The organism is Methylobacterium sp. Leaf111 (genome assembly GCF_001423285.1).
Classification (GTDB): domain Bacteria; phylum Pseudomonadota; class Alphaproteobacteria; order Rhizobiales; family Beijerinckiaceae; genus Methylobacterium.
The window spans coordinates 1-19,997 of record NZ_LMNE01000067.1 but is presented as its reverse complement, the minus strand read 5'-3'; the positions used below and the strand labels follow the sequence as shown (position 1 = coordinate 19,997).

The following is a 19,997-nucleotide window of genomic DNA, read 5'->3' as shown; positions in this document are numbered from 1 at the left end:
AGGTGCCGTCTCGAGAACAAGCACCGCGAAGAACAAGCCCCGGCGGCGGAGAGCATCGTGTCCATGCGGCGTGTCGTGATCACCGGGATGGGCATCGTCTCATCCATCGGCAACAACACCGAGGAAGTCCTCGCCTCCCTGCGCGAGGCCAAGTCCGGCATCGGGCGTTCGGCCTCCTACGCTGAGCTCGGCTTCCGCAGCCAGGTCGAGGGCCGCCCCACCCTCGACCCGGAGGGCGTCGTCGACCGGCGCGCGATGCGCTTCCACGGCGGCGGCACCGCCTGGAACCACGTCGCCATGGACCAGGCGATCCGGAACGCCGGCCTGGAGGCGGGCGACATTTCCAATGATCGCACCGGCATCATCATGGGCTCGGGCGGGCCGTCCACGAAGGTCATCGTCGAATCCGCCGCCATCGCGATCGACAAGGGTCCCAAGCGCGTCGGCCCCTTCGCCGTGCCCAAGGCCATGTCGTCCACCGCCTCGGCGACCCTGGCGACTTGGTTCAAGATCAAGGGCGTGAACTATTCGATCTCCTCGGCCTGCGCGACGTCGAACCACTGCATCGGCAACGCTGCCGAGGTCATTCAGGGCGGGCGCCAGGACATCATCTTCGCGGGTGGCTGCGAGGACCTCGACTGGACGCTCTCGGTGCTGTTCGACGCCATGGGCGCCATGTCCTCCAAGTACAACGACACCCCCGCCCGGGCGTCCCGCGCCTACGACGCCAACCGCGACGGATTCGTCATCGCGGGCGGTGCCGGCGTGCTGGTGCTCGAGGAATTGGAGCACGCTAGGGCGCGCGGCGCGACGATCTACGGCGAGATCGCCGGCTACGGCGCCACCTCGGACGGGCACGACATGGTCGCCCCCTCCGGCGAGGGCGCGGTCCGCTGCATGCGCCAGGCGATCGAGGGCCTGAAGGGCGCCAGGATCGACTACATCAACCCGCACGCCACCTCGACGCCCGTGGGCGACGACAAGGAGATCGAGGCGATCCGCGAGGTCTTCGGGCGCGGCGACGACTGTCCGCCGATCGCCGCCACCAAGTCCCTCACCGGCCACTCCCTCGGCGCGACGGGCGTGCAGGAGGCGATCTACGCGCTGCTGATGATGAACAACGACTTCATCTGCGAGAGCGCCCATATCGACGAGATCGACCCGGCCTTCGCCGATATGCCGATCCTGCGCCAGCGCCGTGACGGGGCCAAGCTCGGGCACGTCCTGTCGAATTCCTTTGGATTCGGCGGCACCAACGCGACGCTCGTCCTCAAGCACGTCGACGCCTGAGGGCGACGGATCCGGATCAGGCTTAACGTCCGGCCCGGCCCGTTAAGGAACTGGAGAGACCTTCCGCCGTTCCTTGTTTCTCGGGATTGCTGGAAGGCACAGCCATGTTGTGGTTCACGCTGGGAACCGTCGGCGGCCTCGCCCTTGCCGGGACCACGGCCGTCTACATCAAGCAGGTCATGATAGACCGCGCCAATTGCGACACCGACGGCTACTTCTAGCCGCCGCGCCGCCCCGCCTGCACCCAAAGGCCCCGTCGCGGCTCCCGCACGACGGGGCCTTTGCGTTTCGGCGAAGGCGCCTTCGGCTCCGGTCGGATTGGACAGGGCCACGACCCCCGCGCTAAGCCTCCCACCAACGATGACGGGTCCGAGGGGCCCGAGGATCCGCGACCGGGGGACGTGCATGACGGGTTTGATGGCGGGAAAGCGCGGCCTCATCATGGGGGTCGCCAACGATCACTCGATCGCCTGGGGCATCGCCAAGGTCCTGCACCGCCACGGGGCCGAGCTGGCCTTCACCTACCAGGGCGACGCCCTCGGGCGCCGGGTGACGCCGCTGGCGGCCTCCGTCGGCTCGGACATCGTCCTGCCCTGCGATGTCGAGGACATCGCCAGCGTCGACGCGCTGTTCACCGCCCTGGACGCGCGTTTCCCCGAGGGCCTCGACTTCGTCGTCCACGCCATCGGGTTCTCCGACAAGGGACAGCTCAAGGGCCGCTACGTCGACGTCACCACCCGCGAGAATTTCTCGCGGACCATGACGATCTCCTGCTTCTCCTTCACCGAGATCGCCCAGCGCGCGGCCAAGCGGATGCCCCGCGGCGGCTCGCTCCTGACGCTGACCTATGGCGGCTCGACCCGGATCATGCCGAACTACAACGTCATGGGGGTCGCCAAGGCGGCCCTCGAGGCCTCCGTGCGCTACCTCGCGGGCGACCTCGGCCCGGACGGCATCCGGGTCAACGCCCTCTCGGCGGGCCCGATGCGGACCCTGGCCGGGGCCGGCATCGCCGATGCCCGCCTGATGTTCAACCACCAGAAGGCGCACGCCCCCTTGCGCCGGACGGTGACCCAGGAGGAGGTCGGCGGCTCGGCGATGTACCTGCTCTCGGATCTTTCGGGCGGCGTCACCGGCGAGATCCACTTCGTCGATTCCGGCTACAACATCATCTCGATGCCCCGCCCCGACGTGCTGCAGGCCCAGGACGAGGCCGGGGTCATCGGCGACGCGGTCTAGCGTTTGTCGGGGATCAGTGGAAACCGGTTATCCCGAACAGATAAACGAGACGAAAGGACCCGAGAATCTGTCAGGTTCAGGACTCCGGACAGACTCTCGGATCAGCCCGAGAACAGCGCGGGCCGGCGGGCGCGCAGGGCGAGGACCAGGGTCAGGGTCTTGAGGTCGGTCAGCTCGCAGCGATCGGCCATTCGGGCGAGTTCGGCCAACGGCATCTCGACGACCCGGATGTTCTCGTGCTCGCCGTCCGCGCCCCCGCCCCCGTCCACCCGGTCGGTGGCGGCGTAGGCGGCCAGGAACAGGTGGATGCGCTCCGTCGAGATGCCGCCGCAGGAATAGGTGGCGCCGACGAAGTCGAGGTCGCCGAGGCGCAGGCCCGCCTCCTCCAGCACCTCCCGCCGGGCATTGTCCTCCGGGGTGCCGTCGTCGATCAGGCCGGCGGGGGCCTCGAGCTGGCTCTGCTCGCCGGCGACGTAAAGGGCGGGCACCCGCAGCTCCCGCACCAGGGTCGCGACCCGGCGCACCGGATCGTAGGGCAGCACGCCCACGGAGTTGCCGTGGTCCTCGATCTCGCGCTCGGCCTCGCTGCCGTCGGCGAGGCGGACCCGCGCCAGCGAGTAGCGGCTCCAGCCCTCGTGGAGGGTCCGTAGGCTGAGGATCTCGGCTTTCATCGCGGGACGGTCTTTCTCGCCCGGGGGGCGCGTTCCGGCTGGCCCGGGGGCGCGGGCCTGTCGTGCGGGTGGCCGTCAGGGGCCACCTGCCGGGGCGCCCTCGATCCCCATGATGGGCTCGCCGCGGTTGATCCGGCCGTCGATCGTCAGGTAGCCCGGTTCGCCGGCCTCGACCCTGTGGTCCTGCTCGCTCGCCTCGGCCCGGCACTTCAGTTCGACGACGATCGCCGCCGCGAGGGGCGTCTGGATGTCCATGTCGGTCTCCCGAGCGCCGCGCTTCATCGGCCGAGGGCGATCAGGACCGCCCCCATCAGCACCAGCACGATCAGGGCCGCCACCAGCACGGCGTTCCGGACCCGGTGCCCCTCGGCCGGTGGGGTCGCGGGACCCGGTTCCGCACCGGCGGCCACCGGCGCGCCGGCCCGGGACGCCGGCGCGTCCGGGCGCGGCGCGGCCGGTGCGGCGTCGAGGGAGGGCGGTCCGGGCGCGGGCGCGAGGGGCAGCGGCGCAATTCCGTCGGGATGGGCCCGCCCCGTGAGCAGGTCCTCGAGCTCAACCGGAATTCCGGCGGCCTCGAGGTCCAGGACCACCTGTGCGATCGCCTCGGCGCTCATGCCGTGGATCGGTAGGGCAGCCTGGAGGTCGGCCGGGGAGAGCTCGCCCTTCTGCCGCCCGAGGGCGATCAGCCGGCCGAGATCCCGTTGCGCGACGGTCGCCGAAGCGCTCACCATGGGCGCGACCCCGTCACGGCTGCGCCTCCGCCGGCCCGCGCCGCGGCGGCCCCTGCTCCGCCCGGCCCGGGTGGTCGTGCGTGTTGTCGTCCGGCCATCCGCCACTCCCGACGCTCTGCCGTCCGGAAACCCGTCGGGCGTCGGCGCTGTTCCCGGGCTCAGGGGGGGCGACGGCGCCGCCCGGCTCCGGGCTCCCGCTCAGTCCTGGCTCGGCCCGACGCTGTCGGCGGCGAAGGCCTGGCGGACGCCCAGGGGCTTCGGCCGGCCCTCGGTGCTGTCGCAGGCGGTCTGGCGCTCCATCTCCGAGTTGATCTCGGCCCCCACGAGAACGATGACGATGGACAGCCACATCCAGGTCATGAACCCGATGCCGGCTCCCAGCGACCCGTAGATGCGGTTGTAGCTGTCGAAGCTCGCCACGTACCAGGAGAACATTCCCGAGGCGCCGACCCAGAACAGCGCCGCGAGGCTGCTGCCCCAGGTCACCCAGCGCCACTTCGCCCGGTTCCGGCTCGGGCCGTAGCGATAGATCAGCGACAGGCTGAGGGTGACCACGCCAAGGAGGGCCGGCCAGCGCACGATCTGCAGGACGGTGTCGGTGGCGGTGATGAAGCCGAGGCGGTCGAGGATCGCCGGCAGCAGCACCACCGCGCCGGTGGAGACGAGGAAGAACACCACGCTGGTGATCGTGAACAGGAAGGTGGTGGCGTAGAAGCGGACCAGGCTGCGCTTCTCGCGCTCCTTGTAGATCACGTTAAGGGCGTCGAAGAGCGCGCTCACCCCGGAATTGGCGCTCCACAGGGCGATCAGCAGACTGATGCCGGACGTGGTGCTCAGGGAGCCGGTGCTGCGCTGCGCGATCCGCACCAGCTGGTCCGAGACCAGTTCGAGGGCGCCCGGCGGCAGGATGTCCGTCAGCAGGCTGACGTGCTGGCTGATGACGTGGGGATCCGAGAACAGCCCGTAGATCGACACCACCGCGACGAGGCCCGGGAACACCGCCAGCAGGGCGAAGAACGCGACGCCGCCCGCCGTGGTCAGCACCCGGTCCTGCGGCATCGCCCAGAACACCCGCCACAGGATGTCCCGCCAGCCGGCCTTGGGGATGTCGACGGGGTCGGTCGCGCCCCGGCCGCGCCCGGGCTCGTGCGCGCGCTGGCGCGCCTCCGCCAGCTCTTCCGGGTTCAGGGGGCGGGTGCTGACCGAGCGCCAATCCTGCCCCTCATCGTCGTCTCGCACCATGCCGACACCCTGCCGGACCGCTCGTCGCCGGAACCCCGCCGCGCGGGGCGCGCCGCCCCCGGGATCACACTCTGCCTGAACTCTCGTCACAGGTCGCCACCGATGCCGGCACAGGCGTGGGACGATCGAGCCCGGACCTGGGGCAGATCGCGGCCCGCCGGGCCATCTCCGTGCGGACGTGCTCGCGGAACAGGCGGACCCGCGCGGGGAGTTCGCGGCCCGCGAGGGTGACGGCGCGCAGGGTCCCGCCCCGGCTCGCCCATTCGGGCAGGACGCGCACGAGGTCGCCCCGGGCCAGGGACTTGGCCGCGACGAGGCTCGGGATGTGGCCGATCCCGGCCCCGGCCAGGGTGAGGCGCAGCACCGTGGCGAAATCCGTGGCCCGCACGGCCGGCCGCAGGGTGATCCCGGCCTCGCGCCCCGCCACGTCCGAGACGAGGATCTGGGTGGCACCGAGACGCTCCCGGGCCAGCACCACGTCGTGCGCCGCCAGCCCGTCGATGTCGGCCGGGGCCGGGCGCTGGGTCAGGTAGGCCGGGGCCGCGTAGAGGCCGATCGTCAGGTCGGCCAGGATCGGCGCAGTGTAGCCGCTGTCGGGGTGGTCGCCGCCGCCGAGGCGGAGCGCAAGGTCGACCCGGTTGGCCGCGAGATCGAGGCGGCTGTCGGTGATGAGGAGTTCCAGGGTGATCTGCGGGTGCCGGGCCCGGAAGCTCGCCACGAGATCCGGCAGCACCTCGACCCCGAAATCGATCGAGGCCGTCACCCGCAGGTGCCCCCGCGGCAGGGTGCGGGCACCGCGGGCCGTCTGCAGGGCCTCGTCCAGGAGGGCGAGACTCTCCAGGGCCCGGGCGTGGAAGGCGAGCCCCTCGGCGGTGGGCGAGACCGCCCGGGGCGTACGGGCGAGCAGCGTCACCTTCAGCACCGATTCGAGGCGGGCGACGCGCCGGCTGACGCTGCCCTTGGTCTCGCGCAGGAAGGCGCCCGCCTGGGTCATGCTGCCGAGGTCGACGACGGCGCAGAAGGCCCGGACATCGTCGAGGTTTCCGGCGAAGGTTTCCAGATGCGCAACCATGTGTCCCCGATTAGCGCGCTATCGCACCCGCGGGAAGCGGCCTATTGGCGCTCCACCGACCCGGCGCCCAGATGCCACCCTCATCGGCGCCCTCATCCTCGGAGCGAACCCCGTGATCCGTCTCTCGCCATCCCTCGTCGCCCAGACCGTCTCCCTCGCCCTCGCGTTCGCCGCGCCGGCCCTCGCCCAGACCCCGCCGACCCGCGACCCGGCCCAGATCCAGGCCGGCACCTACGCGGTCGATCCCGGCCACACCCAGGTCGGCTTCACCGTCTCGCATATGGGCTTCTCGAACTACTCGGGCGGCTTCTCGGACGTCTCGGGCACCCTGGAGCTGCAGCCGAAGACCCCCGCCGCCTCGAAGCTGTCCATCAAGATCCCGGTGGCCTCGGTGATGACGACCAGCGAGAAGCTGACCGGCGAGCTCAAGGGCGACCAGTGGCTCGACGCGGCTAAGTTCCCCGAGATGACCTTCGTCTCCACGAAGGTGACGCCCGAGGGCAAGGACAAGGCGAAGGTCACCGGCGACCTGACCCTGCACGGCGTGACGAAGCCGGTGACCCTGACCGTCACCCTCATCGGCGCCGGCGTGAACCCGCTGAACAAGAAGGTCACCGTGGGCTTCGAGGCCACCGGCACGCTCAAGCGCTCCGAGTTCGGCGTGAAGACCTACGTGCCGCTGATCGGCGACGACCTGCACCTCACCATCGCGGGCGCCTTCGAGCGCAAGGAATAGGCCTTTCCGTCCACCCCGCCGAAGGGAGCGCGTCATGACCGAGACCGCCCGCGTCGGGCCCGAGCCGCGCTACACCCGCGTCGCCATCGCGCTGCACTGGCTCAGTGCGCTGGCGGTGCTGGGGCTGATCGCGATCGGTCTCGCCATGACGCACGGGGACCTGGCGCCGATGCGCCGGTTCCAGCTCTACCAGTGGCACAAGTCGGTGGGCCTCACGGTGCTGGCCCTGACGCTGCTGCGCCTCGGCTGGCGCCTGGCCCACCGGCCGCCGCCCCTGCCCGCGACGCTGCCGGCCCGGGAGCGGGCCGGCGCGCACGCGGCCCATGCCCTGCTCTACGGGCTCCTCCTCGGCCTGCCGCTCGTCGGCTGGGCCGTGGTCTCGGCTTCGCCCTTCAACCTGCCGACCGTGCTCTACGGCGTCCTGCCCTGGCCGCACCTGCCGGTGCTGCCGGAGCTGGCGAACAAGGCCGCCGTGGAGGCGGTGCTGAAGCAGGTCCATGCCTGGGGGGCCTGGGCGCTGATCGGCCTCCTGCTGCTGCATGTCGGTGCGGCCCTGCGCCACCACCTCGTCCTGCGCGACGACACCCTCCGGCGGATGCTGCCCCGCGCCCCGCTCAAACCCGGATTCCAGCCATGATCGCCGCTCGCCTCGCCTTCGCGGTCGCCCTCGCGGCGGCGCCCCTGGCCCTGCCCGCCTGCGCCGCGGCCGCGGCCTGGACCGTCGATGCGGCCCAGAGTCGGATCGGGTTCTCGGGCGTCCAGGTCGGCACGCCCTTCAAGGGTCGCTTCAAGCGCTTCAGCGCACAGATCACCCTCGACCCCGCCACCCCGGAGACGGGGCACGCCGTGGTCGATATCGACCTCGCGAGCGCCGAGACCGGCGATGCCCAGCGCGATACCGCCCTGCCCCAGGCGGAATGGTTCGACGTCAAGGCCACGCCGCAGGCCCGGTTCGAGGCGACGCGGTTCGTCGCCAAGGGGGGCGACGCCTACGAGGCCGTCGGCAGCCTGACGATCCGCGGCATCCGCCGCGATGCGGTCCTGCCCTTCCGCCTGACGTTCGCGGGAGCGACGGCCCGGGCGGTGGGCCACCTCGACCTCGTGCGCACGCAGTTCGGCGTCGGGCAGGGCCCCTGGGCTTCGGGCCAATGGGTCGCCCTGGAGGTCGGCGTCGACATCGACCTCACTGCGACGGAGACGGCCCCCAAGCCCTGAAGCGGATCGGCCAGCACATTGGCCGTCGGCGGGCTCGTCGGGATTCACGCGGGATCGCATCTCTCCGATTGCACGTCGCCGGAAGGACGCTCCGAAAGCGAAACCTGTGCTTGCACGGCGCATCGAGACCTTTGTATCCGACCGGATATCTTGTTTCTCATGCGTAACCGGCGCGCAAAACCGCGGATGGCTTGCAGAAAGCGGGAGCCCTGCCGCGAGGGTCGGGTTATGCCTCGGTTCCGGTCCCGCCGGCGGCCTCGGCCCCGGCGCGTCCGGCACGGCGGCGTCCACGCGGGCGCGAGCCGCAGGACGCCAGAGGAAGAGATCCATGCCCGTGCCGACGATCGACCGCCGCGCCCTGCTCGGCTCCGCGAGCCTCGCGCTCGCGGGAACCGGCAGCGCCGTCCGTCCCGCCCAAGCCGCACCGGAGCCGAAGGGCGAGGCCAAGGCGGAACCGAAGCCGGTGCCGCCGGAGGTCACCCGGATCCTCGCCCGCTACGTGGTCGGCGCGCGCTACGCGGACCTGCCCGAGGCCGTCCGCCGCGAGGGCACCCGCACCCTGCTGAACTGGGTCGGCGTCGCCATCGGCGGATCGCATCACGAGACCCTGGACGTCGCGGTCTCGGCCCTCAAGCCGTTCTCCGGCCCGCCGCAGGCCGGCCTGTTCGGGCGCCCCGAGCGTTTCGACATCCTGAACGCCGCCTTCCTGAACGGCGTCGCCAGCCACATCTTCGATTACGACGACACCCACCTGAAGACCGTGATCCACCCGGCCGGCCCCGTCGCCTCGGCGATCCTCGCCTACGCCGAGATGAACCCGGTCTCGGGGGCGGACTTCCTCAACGCCCTGGTGCTCGGCGTCGAGACGGAGTGCCGGATCGGCAACGCGGTCTACCCGAACCACTACGATGTCGGCTGGCACATCACCGGCACCGCCGGGGTGTTCGGGGCGGCGGCCGCGACGGGCAAGCTGATGGGCCTCACCGAGCAGCAGATGGTCTGGGCGCTCGGGCTCGCCGCCTCGCAGCCCGTGGGCCTGCGCGAATCCTTCGGCTCCATGAACAAGAGCTTCAATCCGGGCCGGGCCGCCTCGAACGGCCTGTTCGCCGCGATCCTGGCCGCGAAGAACTACACGAGCTCGGACGGAATGATCGAGGCCAGGCGCGGCTGGGCCAACACCATCTCGACGAAGCAGGATTACCGCGAGATCACGGAAGGGCTCGGCACCCGCTACGAGGCGGCGCTGAACACCTACAAGCCATTCGCCTGCGGCATCGTCATGCATCCGGCCATCGACGCGGCGGTGCAGCTGCGCAACGAGGCCCATCTCACCGCCGACATGATCGAGCGGGTCGACATGAAGGTCCATCCCCTGGTGCTCGAACTCACCGGCAAGACCACGCCGCGCACCGGCCTCGAGGGCAAGTTCAGCATCACCCACGCCGTCGCGGTGGCGCTGGTGGAGGGGGCCGGCGGCGAGAAGCAGTTCAGCGACCGGGCGGTGAACGACTCCGTGATCGCGGCCCTGCGCGCCCGGGTGAAGCCGGTGGTCGACCCGGCGATCCGGCCCGAGCAGGTCGAGCTCACGGTGGTGCTGACGGACGGCCGCAGCCTGCCCCGGCGCATCGAACATGCCATCGGCAGCGTCGAGCGGCCGATGGCGGACGCCGCGCTGGAGACCAAGTTCACCGACCTCGCGGACGGGATCCTGCCCAACGCCCAGGTGCGCCGGGTCATGGACCTGTGCTGGCGCATCGCCGAGTTGCCGAATGCCGGCGACGTGGCCCGGGCCGGGGTCCAGGCCTGACCGCAGAGGATCGGGATCGACGGGCCGATCCCGGCCGCGTATGGCGATGCCCGCTCCTGGGCCTCGCCCTGCGCCAGCCCGCCATCGCCCGCCGCCAGCAAGGATCACGGACCTGAAGGCCGAGTTCTCGACCACGCGCCTGATCGTGATCCTGGCCTTCGCCGGTTTCGCCAGCACCTTCGCGGGCCGCTCCATCGAGCCGCTGGTTGGCGTGCTGGCGCGAGACCTGCGCAGCGATCCCCACACGGTGGCGCTGCTCTCCACCGCCTTCGCCCTGCCCTACGCGCTGATCCAGCCGATCCTCGGCCCCGTGGGCGACGCCCTGGGCAAGGAGCGGATCATCGCGATTTGCCTTGGCATCCTAACCCTGGCGCTGGCCTCCTGCGCGCTGACCACCAGCCTCGACATCCTGTTCGTCCTGCGAATGATCGCCGGGGGTAGCGCCGGGGGCGTCGTGCCCCTGGCGCTCGCGCTGATGGGCGACCGCATCCCGATCGAGCGCCGGCAGATCGCCATCGGTCGCTTCCTCGTGGCGGTGATCCTGGGGCAGCTCTCGGGTTCGACCTTCGCGGGCCTGATCGAGGGGGCGATCGGCTGGGCCGGCGTCTTCGCCATCACCGCGGCGGTGGCCGCCCTCGGCTGCGGCGCGGCGCTCCTTGGGTTCGACCGCCGCGCGGCGGCCCGGGCTCGGCGGCCGGAATTCCACACGGCGGTGGCGCGCTACCGCACCATCGTGGGCAATCCGCGCGCCCGCACCCTGTTCGGGGCCGTGTTCGTCGAGGCGATCGCGGTGTTTGGGATCTTTCCGCACCTCGCCCCGCTGATCGAAGCCCGCGGCGAGGGCGGAGCCCGCGAGGCCGGCCTGGCGCTGGCCGGCTTCGCCGCCGGAGGGCTGCTCTACTCGTTCTCAGTCGGCCTGCTCCTGCGCTTCCTCGGCATGTCGCGGATGCTGATCGGCGGCGGCCTGATCTGCGCCGGCGCCCTCGTAACCATCGGCCTCGCCGGCACTTGGCAGCTCGACTGCGCCGCCCTGGTGGCCATGGGGCTCGGCTTCTACATGCTCCACAACACCTTCCAGGTGCAGGTGACCGAGGTGGCGCCGACCGCCCGCGCCTCGGCGGTGGCGCTCCACGCCTTCTCGTTCTTCTGCGGACAGGCCCTCGGCGTCGCGATTCTCGGCGGTGCCCTCCAGGGCCTCGGCCAGTTCCCCGCCCTCAGCCTCTGCGCCGTCGTCATCGCGGGCCTCGGGTTTGTCACCGCCCGGCGTCTGGCAACGACGGCGTCAAGGTAACGTTCGCAGGGGCGACGGACAGGTCGCGCCGCATTCGATACTCAACTTGACAGGATCTTCGAGGAGAAAACGGTAGTTTACCCGGCATCTAGTAATACTATGTCACAAAGTTTAGGTGTGGGATTGAGGATTCGATCTCGCGATGGAGCGAGGCATGGATCGCTTGAACTCCCCGTTGGCTGCCGACCAGCTGCGTTTTGCGGCCTATCTGGAGGCTTTGTCAGGCGTCCTGGGTCATGCGGATCGGATGGGGCCGCTGAAGGCCTACTGTACGGGCCTGCTGCTGCCGGGTGCTCGTAAAAGCATCGAGCCGATGGCGGCTTGGATCGCGCCGGCGCGTGTCCAAGCCACCCATCAGGCGCTGCATCACTTCGTGGCCAAGGGCGAATGGTCGGACAGCGCTTTGCTGGCCCGGGTACGCAGCGAAGTTTTGCCCCTGATCGAAAGCCAGGGCCCGATCCAGGCCTGGATCGTCGATGATACTGGCTTTCCCAAGAAGGGCCGCCACTCGGTCGGGGTGGGACGGCAATACTGCGGTCATACCAAGCCTCGTTGAGCGAGACTCACGCGGGGTGGCGTCGATATGCGGGTCATGATTCTGTCCTCAGGTTTTGGAGCCTGAGGAGGATGCGATGGCTGCTCCGGTGCCGCTGCGATCGGATTTTGATGCGCAAGCCTTGCGCGGTCTGGCCAAGGGGTCGCGGGATCCGCGGCCCGGTCGTGTCCCAGGCGGTGGTGTAGCTGACGGGTGGTCATCGGCGATTGCCGGGTAGGGTCGGGTTGCGAGCACCAACCCCGAACCCGAGAGATCCCCGATGACCGACGAGATGATGAGCCTACGTGGGCTGATGGAGAAGAGCGCCGACGCGGATTTGCTACGCGAGATGATCGGCTTTGCGGCCGAGCGGCTGATGGAGCTGGAGGTGGGCGGCCTGACTGGGGCCGCCCACGGCGAGAAGAGCACCGAGCGCCTGGTCCAGCGCAATGGGTATCGCGACCGGGACTGGCAGACGCGGGCGGGTACGGTCGAGCTGCGCATTCCGAAGCTGAGGAAGGGCTCGTACTTCCCTGGCTTCCTGGAACCGCGCCGCATGGCCGAGAAGGCGCTCACCGCGGTGATCCAGGAGGCCTACATCCAGGGGATCTCGACCCGCTCGGTCGACGACCTCGTCCAGGCCATGGGCGGCACGGGCATGTCGAAGAGCCAGGTCTCGCGCCTGTGCCAGGAGATCGACGAGCGGGTCGGCGCGTTCCTCGACCGGCCCATCGAGGGCGAGTGGCCCTATCTCTGGATCGACGCGACCTACGTGAAGGTGCGCCAGGACGGCCGGATCGTCTCGGCGGCCGTCATCGTGGCCGTCGGCGTCAACACCGACGGCCGGCGCGAGGTCCTCGGCATGGACGTGGGCTCGTCGGAGGCTGAGACGTTCTGGACCGCGTTCCTGCGCAAGCTCGCGCGGCGCGGCCTGCGCGGGGTCAAGCTCGTGATCTCGGACGCCCACGAGGGCATCAAGGCCTCGGTGGCCAAGGTGATGAACGCGACATGGCAACGGTGCCGCGTCCACTTCATGCGCAACGTCCTCGCCCATGCCGGACGCAGCGGGCGGCGCGTCGTCTCGGCCTTCATCGCCACCGCCTTCGCGCAGGACGACGCGGAGGCGGCCCGTCAACAATGGCGGCGGGTCGCCGATCAGCTCCGGCCCAAGGTGCCCAAGCTCGCCACCCTGATGGACACGGCCGAGCCTGACGTGCTGGCCTACATGGGCTTCCCGGCCGCCCATCGGGTCAAGCTCCACTCCACGAACCCTCTCTAACGCCTGAACGGCGAGATCAAACGCCGGACCGAGGTCGTGGGCATCTTCCCCAACGAGGCTGCCATCACCCGCCTCATCGGCGCGATCCTGCTCGAACAAAACGACGAATGGGCCGTTCAGCGGTCCCGTTACATGACGCTGGAAAGCATCACCCCGATCGGCGATGATCCCCTCGTCAGCCTGCCGACCCTGGAAGCCTGATCCTCCCAGCCCAAGCCGGTGATCGTGGTGGCCCTCAGTGAGCTACACCACGCCCAGGGACACGACCATCCGGCCCAGACCCGTCGCCTGTTGGCGGTGTCCGTGATCTCGGCGGGGGGAGCTCGCGCTCGGAGGCGGCCGAGATCGGCGGGGTCGGATTGCAGACGGTGCGTAACTTTCGTCGTGGCCTTCAACACGGACGGCCCGGCCGGGCTGATCGACGGCAAGGCCCCTGGTGCCCGTCCGCGCCTGAACGCCGAGCAACGCAATCTCCTGAAGGCCTTGATCGAACAGGGGCCGACGCCCGCCGCTCACGGGGTGGTGCGCTGGCGGTTGTGCGATCTGGCCCAGATCATGTCCGAGGATCACGGCGTGTCGGTCTCCGAGCAGACCTTGAGCCGGGTCTTGCGGGCCATGGGCTACCGCCAACTCTCGGCTCGCCCGCGCCATCACGCCCAGGACCCAGACGCCGCGGCGGCTTTTAAAACGTATGGCCCGCCCCGTCTGCAAGATGCGTTTTGATGGCGATGCGGTCTGCATCAACGTATCCGGTCTCAGGACCGTGTCCTGGCCAAGATGGATATCCRCGCGCCTTGGGTCCTCATAAAGCCTGCGGTGTCCCGCACCGCATTTAAAACCAGGATCACCACGACGCCGGTTCGACCGTTATGCCATCTGTCCGTCACCTCACGCAGACTGCTTCAACTCCGGCTGGAAGCGCCGGTCGCTGTCGATGTGCGATCAGGCCGTCGCGAGCGCGCCCTGATCGAAAGCTTGTTTTCGACGCAGTAGCGCCCACACGATGCGGGCCAGCTTGGCGGCCAGTGCCACCACGACCACGTTCGGGTGAGAGCGTGCGAGCAAACCTTGCAACCAARCCCCGAGCGGTGTCGGTTTGGCGGCCAGATGGGGCATCGCGGCGCGAGCCCCATGGATGAGCTGCTTGCGCAGATAGCGRTTTCCGCGCTTGCTGATGCCCAGCATCTTTGTCCGACCGCCTGTCGAATGCTGACGCGGGGTCAGACCGAGCCAGGCCGCCAGATCCCGAGCTTTGGAAAACGCACTTGCGTCGCCGACCGCAGCAAGGAGAGCGGTCGCGTTGATTATGCCGACGCCGGGGATACTGCTGAGGCGTCGCGCCTGCKCAWCGGTGCGCGTCAGGTCGGCAAACTCCTCATCATAGGCTCTGATTCGCTCGTCCAGGGCMGATGCTTCTTCGCAGAGATCCTCGATCAGCCTGCGKGTTCGACCGCTTACGGGCAGCTCGTCCATCCCGATCTCTCGCAAGCGACGCATCAGGACGAGGCGGCCCTTCGGCAGAACGATGCCACGCTCCAGAAGCACCGCGCGTAGCTGATTGATCAAGCTGGTGCGTGCAAGCACGAGGCGTTCGCGGGCTCGATGCAGGACCTGCAGGTCCAACTACGTCTCGCTCTCGAGCGAGACGAACCGCATGGTCGGTCGTGTCGCGGCTTCGGCAATCGCCTCCGCATCGCGGTCATCGGACATCTCACGCCTTGACGTAGGGCTGGACGTACTCGGGCGACATCAGCCGGATCGTGTGGCCCTGTGCAGCGAGCGTGCGACCGAGGAAGTGCGCGTNGAAGCACCGCGCGTAGCTGATTGATCAAGCTGGTGCGTGCAAGCACGAGGCGTTCGCGGGCTCGATGCAGGACCTGCAGGTCCAACTACGTCTCGCTCTTGAGCGAGACGAACCGCATGGTCGGTCGTGTCGCGGCTTCGGCAATCGCCTCCGCATCGCGGTCATCGGACATCTCACGCCTTGACGTAGGGCTGGACGTACTCGGGCGACATCAGCCGGATCGTGTGGCCCTGTGCAGCGAGCGTGCGACCGAGGAAGTGCGCGYCGCAGCACGCTTCCATCGCGACGATGCAGGTCGGCAAGCTCGCCGCGAAGGCAATCACGGCCTCGCGCGTCATGCGGCGCCGAAGCACGATGGCCCYATTTATATCCAATCCCGCCAAGCTGCAGGTGTACTTGCCCAGGTCGATCCCGAGCACTGCGATGGGTGTCTTGATCATCGGTCCTCTCCTCCTGACGCCGACAGCGTACCGTCAGGACGTGAGGGGCGGGCCATCCCATAAAGACTTCCCCGACCGTCTGGCGCAGATCGCGCAGGCCGTCGGCGGCAAGCCGATAGAGGTCTGGTTCTGCGACGAGGGGCGGATCGGCCAGAAGAACACGCTTACCCGGCGTTGGACAGCACGCGGGACGCGACCCTCGGCGCCAAAGGATCAGCGCACGCAGTCAGCCTATATCTTCGGAGCGATCTGTCCGGCCCGAGGCTTGGGGCAAGCCTGGTCATGCCCCGTTGCACCACGTCGGCCATGGCCCATCACCTCGAAGAGATCTCCGCAACCGTCGCGCCCGGCGCCTACGCCGTGCTCCTGCTCGATCAGGCCGGCTGGCACACCACCAGGAAGCTGCTCGTTCCGGGCAACATCACCCTGCTGCCCCTCCCAGCCCGCTCGCCCGAGCTGAACCCCGTTGAAAAACTCTGGCAGTTCATGCGGGACAACTGACTCGGCAACCGCATCTTCCGATCCTATGCCGACATCCTCGACCAGTGCTGCGAGGCCTGGAACAAGCTCATCGCCCAGCCCTGGCGCATTACCTCCATCGGACGGCGCCAATGGGCTCATGCATGCTGATCAATGAGAGTTGGTATCAGTGTCCACCAAACTGGGGCAATCCCAATCCCAGGCATCGACCAATGCGACGCGTTTGCGACCGACCAGCTTCTTGGCTCCGTCATAACTGCGTGGCCCGCGCACACCGATGCACTTGATGCTTTGCGTGTCGACGATTGCCAGCCGCGGCTCCGGCCGGCGTCCGCAACGCTGTCGTTGCCGGCGGGCCAGATTTCGCATCGGGTCCTCGAACAGGCCCTTCTCGATCCAGCGTCGGAACCAGCCGTACACCGTACGCCAGGTTGGAAAGCCCGCTGGCAGCGCCCGCCACGCGCCGCCAACCCGCAGGTGCCAAGCAATCGCTGCCAGAACTTGGCGCGCAGGCGTCGCTCCCGGACTACTTGGCGGATCTGCCCCCTCCACGAAGCGGGTGACCTCGTCCAAGCCTGCCTGCAGCACCATGTCCTTCAGACGCGCCTCATGACGCGTCCGATGTCAGTCCGTCCACATCTGCTCTCCACTCCGCCCCGCCAGGCGGAATTCGTGTTTGCACACGAAGCAGATGGGGACGGACGGCTGAGGGCCTCAGACAGATGGGGTCATTGGGGTCACGCTGTGGGTCCGCTGAAGGCGGCTGCTCCTATCGAGATGTGAGATCGTGGTCGACGTTGGATCGCCACAGCATCAGGAAAAGAGCAGCCATGATTTACTTTGCCGGACTCGACGTCTCCCTGGAAGAGACCGCGATCTTATGAGACGGGTCGGATCATCAAGGAGCTGCGGGCAGCAAGCGAGCCCTCCGATCTCATCGCTGCCCTGACTGGGCTCCGCCTGCCCCTGGAGCGTGTCGGCCTGGAAGCGTGTTCGCTGACGGCCTGGCTGCACGACGAACTGCGCGCTGCGGGTCTACCGGCGATCTGCATCAAGACACGGTCTGCCAACGCGGCCATGAAGACGATGCCCAACAAGACCGACCGCAACGATGCCCGTGCGCTCGCCGAGATCATGCGGACAGGCTGGTTCCGGCAGGTTCACGTCAAGTCGCGTCAGTCCCGGCTCTGGCGTTCGCTGCTGGTGGCGCGGCGCACCGTGCTCAACGAGATGCGCGCCATCGAGAACGTGGTGCGGGCGATCCTGCGCGAGGGCGGGATCAAGCTCGGCACCCCGGCCCGCGCCGCCTTTGCCGGGCGCGTGCGAGAGTTGGCCGGCGACGATCCCCTGATCCTGCCGCTCGTCACGCCCCTGCTGGCGATCCTAGCTGTGCAGTCCCGCAGTGTGGTGGCATCAGTTTGGCTGAGGTCGCTTCATACCGGGAGGCGTTATGGGACAGGTTCTTCACGGCTGCGCCACGACCACGCACGCGGTCAGAGCAGCGCTACAGCGATCGAAAGCTTCGCGCAAAGAGCTTGCCGCATAGCATGGGCTGAACCCCAAGACGGTCGCGAAGTGGCGCAAGCGTGCCTTCGTGCATGACGCGGTGATGGGACCGAAGACGCCGCGCTCGACCGTGCTCACGACCGAAGAGGAGGCGATTATCGTTGCCTTCCGCCGGCACACCCTCTTGCCGCTCGACGACTGCCTCTACGCGCTCCAGGCCACCATCCCGCACCTGACCCGCTCGTCGCTGCATCGCTGTCTGCAGCGCCACGGGATCAGTCGGTTACCCGAGGTCGGCGGCGACAAACCCGGTAAGCAAGCCTTCAAGGCCTACCCGATCGGCTTCTTCCATATCGACATCGCGGAAGTTCGCACCGGCGAAGGCAAGCTGTACCTCTGGGTGGCCATCGACAGGACATCCAAATACGCCTTCGCCCAGCTGCACGAACGCGCTGATCGGCCCGTGGCCTGCGCCTTCCTGGAGGCGCTCATTGAGGCTTGTCCTTACCGCCTGCACATCATCTTGACCGACAACGGCATCCAGTTCGCCGAGCTGCCCAAGAACCGTTGCGGCCCGACTGCCTTGTACCGCATCAACCGCTTCGACCAGATCTGCCGGGCGCACGACATTGAGCATCGGCTCACCAAGCCAAACCACCCGTGGACCAATGGCCAGGTCGAGCGCATGAACCGGACCCTCAAGGAGGCGACGGTCAAGCGCTACCACTACGACAGCCACGATCAGCTGCGGGACCATCTCGCCGCCTTCCTGGATGCCTACAACTTCGCTCGCCGGCTCAAGACCTTACGCGGCCTCACGCCATACGAAGCGACCTGCCGAGCCTGGGCAGACGATCCGGACCGGTTCAGATACGATCCGACCCACCTCACCTCGGGACTGAACACCTAGCCACGATGCTGGAGCAGCTAGACCGGCTGACCCGTCAGGTTCTCGTCATCGTGCGGGACGAGGTGGTCTGCCGGCGGCTGATGAACGTGCCGGGCGTCGGCCCGATCACTGCACTCGCTTTCCGAGCCACTATCGACTGGCCGGAGCGGTTCCGGCACTCTCGGGACGTCGGCGCTCATCTCGGCCTGACGCCGTCTCGTTACCAGTCGGGCGAGACCGACATCCAGGGCAAGGTCAGCCGCTGCGGCGACGAGTTGGCCCGCACCGCGTTCTACGAGGCCGCGCATTCTCTGCTGACGCGCTCGCGCAAATGGTCGAGCCTGGGCGCCTGGGGGATGCAGGTTGCCAAGCATCGTGGCATGGCGCGGGCTCGCGTGGCCGTCGCACGCAAGCTCGCCGGCGTTCTGCACCGGATGTGGAGCGACGAGACCGAGTTCCGCTTTGGCAAGGCGCCGGCACCGGCGATCGCGACCGCCGCTTGACGTGAGACACGCCTGCCCCGTCGAACAGAACGACGGCACGCCAGACTTCACCCGCGAGAGTGACCCGGATCGTTCCCGTGGGGACGATGGGCGAGGCGATCTCGTCGAGAGTCTCGAACCGGCCTGCGCCAGCAGTCCAGGTCGTGAAACAAATTGAGACGCCTCGCTCTCCTGACCCCATCATGCGGCGGCCTCGCGCCGACCGCGAAGAGAAGCGCGTGACCCGCGGGAGCGACACACCGGGACCAAGAAACATCGATGGGGAGATCGCTTGCCTCACGAACCCCAATCAGAGAAGGCTCAAAGAGCTAGCATTGGTGTGTGATGTCTGTCGGGTGGCTGTGCTGGGCTTTGGGCCGTGTCGTCGCCGTTTGGGGTTTGAGGTACGGCGTTTGAGATGTGCCCGGCGGGCGGCCGTCTGATGCGTCTGTCGCCAGAGCGACCATGCGATGACGTGAGCGGGCTGGATGCGCCGCTGCGCGAGTTGGACCGCGATGCGGCGGATCTCCTGCACCGACCAGCGGATCAATGGGTGCGTGGTCTCGTTCGAGCCGGTCTTTTTAGGGGCGGTGCGTTGGCGTAATGGCGGATCACCTGCCAGCAGGGCGAAGGCCATCATCACCAGGCTGACGTGTCGGTGCCAGCCGTGCCAGGAGCGGGTCTCGTTGTGAGCGAGCCCGAGTTCGGTCTTGGCCGTCTCGAACGCATCCTCGATGCTCCAACGTCGTCCCTCGACGCCGACCAGGGTCTGGATCGGCGTGCCGGCCGGGCACTAGGTCGTGAAGTAGGCCCGCTCGGCGTCAGCCAGGCTGCGCCGGATCAGGAACCCCCGCGTCCACAGGCCGGTCTGGTCGTCGGCACCATCGAGGTCGGCCAGTTCGCAGTAGGCCCAGTCGTACAGCCGCGCGCCCTTCGTCCCGTCGCCCGCCGACAGACGCGTCCAGGCCGTCGGAGCAAGGCCGTTCGCGATCGCCTCGGCGCTGCCCGCCACCGGTGGCTTGCCGATCCAGGAATTGAACAGATGATCGCTCTTGACCCCGAGCACGTAACCCTTGCCCGCCCGGCGTAGCGCCATCTCAATGTCGCTGACCCTGTAGACGGTGTCGGCCACCACCCAGGAGAACGGCACGCTGGCGGCCATCGCCAGCTCGATCATCGCCAGAGCCAGCCCCGGCTTGGTCGCGAAGCTTGTCCCCTCCGGCACGTGGACGGCGGCCAGCCGGGCCGGATCCGAGGTCCAGGTCGGTCCACGTCTCGTCGACGACGA

Annotated in this window: 15 protein-coding genes and 9 pseudogenes; 15 read left to right on the top strand and 9 right to left on the bottom strand. The window is 68.7% G+C overall.

The window, feature by feature from the left end:
- Nucleotides 1–63: 63 nt before the first annotated feature.
- Together fabB and fabI are read left to right on the top strand one after the other, a co-directional pair.
- On the top strand, nt 64–1,290 hold the full coding sequence (gene fabB / locus ASF41_RS20610) for a beta-ketoacyl-ACP synthase I (RefSeq protein ID WP_056496587.1): 1,227 nt from the start codon (nt 64–66) through the stop codon (nt 1,288–1,290).
- 405 nt (nt 1,291–1,695) lie between these two features.
- Nucleotides 1,696–2,529: an enoyl-ACP reductase FabI gene (gene fabI / locus ASF41_RS20605; protein ID WP_056211878.1), complete on the top strand. Its 834-nt coding sequence runs from the start codon at nt 1,696–1,698 to the stop codon at nt 2,527–2,529.
- 101 nt (nt 2,530–2,630) lie between these two features.
- Here the strand turns inward: fabI and ASF41_RS20600 are convergent, their stop codons facing one another.
- The 5 genes from ASF41_RS20600 to ASF41_RS20580 form a co-directional block, all read right to left on the bottom strand.
- Complete coding sequence (locus tag ASF41_RS20600; protein WP_056382871.1) at nt 2,631–3,200, bottom strand: NUDIX hydrolase; 570 nt, start codon at nt 3,198–3,200, stop codon at nt 2,631–2,633.
- Nucleotides 3,201–3,275: 75 nt separating this feature from the next.
- The gene (locus ASF41_RS20595; protein ID WP_156653419.1) at nt 3,276–3,455 is read right to left on the bottom strand and encodes a hypothetical protein; all 180 of its coding nucleotides are present in this window, start codon (nt 3,453–3,455) and stop codon (nt 3,276–3,278) included.
- A 23-nt stretch (nt 3,456–3,478) separates the two neighbouring features.
- The gene (locus tag ASF41_RS20590; protein ID WP_056496581.1) at nt 3,479–3,931 is read right to left on the bottom strand and encodes an RNA polymerase sigma factor region1.1 domain-containing protein; all 453 of its coding nucleotides are present in this window, start codon (nt 3,929–3,931) and stop codon (nt 3,479–3,481) included.
- A gap of 198 nt (nt 3,932–4,129) precedes the next feature.
- Nucleotides 4,130–5,173, bottom strand: coding sequence for a YihY/virulence factor BrkB family protein (locus ASF41_RS20585; RefSeq protein WP_056496578.1), 1,044 nt, complete (start codon nt 5,171–5,173; stop codon nt 4,130–4,132).
- 64 nt (nt 5,174–5,237) lie between these two features.
- On the bottom strand, nt 5,238–6,245 hold the full coding sequence (locus tag ASF41_RS20580) for a LysR family transcriptional regulator (protein WP_056496575.1): 1,008 nt from the start codon (nt 6,243–6,245) through the stop codon (nt 5,238–5,240).
- Between the two features lie 115 nt (nt 6,246–6,360).
- Between ASF41_RS20580 and ASF41_RS20575 the strand changes: the two genes are divergently transcribed.
- The 9 genes and pseudogenes from ASF41_RS20575 to ASF41_RS20535 form a co-directional block, all read left to right on the top strand.
- Nucleotides 6,361–6,981 (top strand): YceI family protein, encoded by a 621-nt coding sequence (locus tag ASF41_RS20575; protein ID WP_407067311.1) that lies wholly within the window; start codon nt 6,361–6,363, stop codon nt 6,979–6,981.
- 34 nt (nt 6,982–7,015) lie between these two features.
- Nucleotides 7,016–7,618: a cytochrome b gene (locus tag ASF41_RS20570; protein ID WP_056496564.1), complete on the top strand. Its 603-nt coding sequence runs from the start codon at nt 7,016–7,018 to the stop codon at nt 7,616–7,618.
- Nucleotides 7,615–8,196, top strand: coding sequence for a YceI family protein (locus ASF41_RS20565; protein WP_056496559.1), 582 nt, complete (start codon nt 7,615–7,617; stop codon nt 8,194–8,196). The genes ASF41_RS20570 and ASF41_RS20565 overlap by 4 nt, the downstream gene beginning before the upstream one ends.
- A 328-nt stretch (nt 8,197–8,524) precedes the next feature.
- Nucleotides 8,525–10,003, top strand: coding sequence for an MmgE/PrpD family protein (locus tag ASF41_RS20560; protein ID WP_056496556.1), 1,479 nt, complete (start codon nt 8,525–8,527; stop codon nt 10,001–10,003).
- A 40-nt stretch (nt 10,004–10,043) separates the two neighbouring features.
- Nucleotides 10,044–11,294, top strand: coding sequence for an MFS transporter (locus ASF41_RS20555; RefSeq protein WP_244479737.1), 1,251 nt, complete (start codon nt 10,044–10,046; stop codon nt 11,292–11,294).
- A gap of 154 nt (nt 11,295–11,448) precedes the next feature.
- Nucleotides 11,449–11,832, top strand: a pseudogene (locus ASF41_RS20550) (transposase); the annotation flags it as partial.
- A gap of 54 nt (nt 11,833–11,886) precedes the next feature.
- Nucleotides 11,887–12,016: pseudogene (locus tag ASF41_RS25295) on the top strand (IS630 family transposase); the annotation flags it as partial.
- 93 nt (nt 12,017–12,109) lie between these two features.
- Nucleotides 12,110–13,309: pseudogene (locus ASF41_RS20545) on the top strand (IS256 family transposase).
- Between the two features lie 66 nt (nt 13,310–13,375).
- A pseudogene (locus ASF41_RS20535) lies at nt 13,376–13,813 on the top strand (winged helix-turn-helix domain-containing protein); the annotation flags it as partial.
- A gap of 237 nt (nt 13,814–14,050) precedes the next feature.
- On the opposite strand, the pseudogene ASF41_RS24410 reads toward ASF41_RS20535, so the two are convergent.
- Together ASF41_RS24410 and ASF41_RS26720 are read right to left on the bottom strand one after the other, a co-directional pair.
- Nucleotides 14,051–14,911: pseudogene (locus ASF41_RS24410) on the bottom strand (IS110 family transposase); the annotation flags it as partial.
- Between the two features lie 241 nt (nt 14,912–15,152).
- Nucleotides 15,153–15,352 (bottom strand): annotated as a pseudogene (locus tag ASF41_RS26720) (IS110 family transposase); the annotation flags it as partial.
- A 174-nt stretch (nt 15,353–15,526) separates the two neighbouring features.
- Here ASF41_RS26720 and ASF41_RS24405 point away from each other — a divergent pair.
- Nucleotides 15,527–15,853, top strand: coding sequence for a transposase (locus ASF41_RS24405; RefSeq protein ID WP_162242140.1), 327 nt, complete (start codon nt 15,527–15,529; stop codon nt 15,851–15,853).
- Between the two features lie 129 nt (nt 15,854–15,982).
- Here the strand turns inward: ASF41_RS24405 and ASF41_RS24400 are convergent, their stop codons facing one another.
- Nucleotides 15,983–16,423 (bottom strand): transposase, encoded by a 441-nt coding sequence (locus ASF41_RS24400; protein ID WP_082504716.1) that lies wholly within the window; start codon nt 16,421–16,423, stop codon nt 15,983–15,985.
- Nucleotides 16,424–16,662: 239 nt separating this feature from the next.
- Here ASF41_RS24400 and ASF41_RS20515 point away from each other — a divergent pair.
- The 3 genes and pseudogenes from ASF41_RS20515 to ASF41_RS20505 form a co-directional block, all read left to right on the top strand.
- Nucleotides 16,663–17,221: pseudogene (locus ASF41_RS20515) on the top strand (transposase); the annotation flags it as partial.
- Nucleotides 17,222–17,384: 163 nt separating this feature from the next.
- Nucleotides 17,385–18,248, top strand: coding sequence for an IS481 family transposase (locus ASF41_RS20510; RefSeq protein ID WP_156653417.1), 864 nt, complete (start codon nt 17,385–17,387; stop codon nt 18,246–18,248).
- Nucleotides 18,245–18,730 (top strand): annotated as a pseudogene (locus tag ASF41_RS20505) (transposase); the annotation flags it as partial. The gene ASF41_RS20510 and the pseudogene ASF41_RS20505, both read left to right, overlap by 4 nt.
- A gap of 525 nt (nt 18,731–19,255) precedes the next feature.
- Here the strand turns inward: ASF41_RS20505 and ASF41_RS20500 are convergent.
- Nucleotides 19,256–19,997: pseudogene (locus tag ASF41_RS20500) on the bottom strand (IS701 family transposase); the annotation flags it as partial.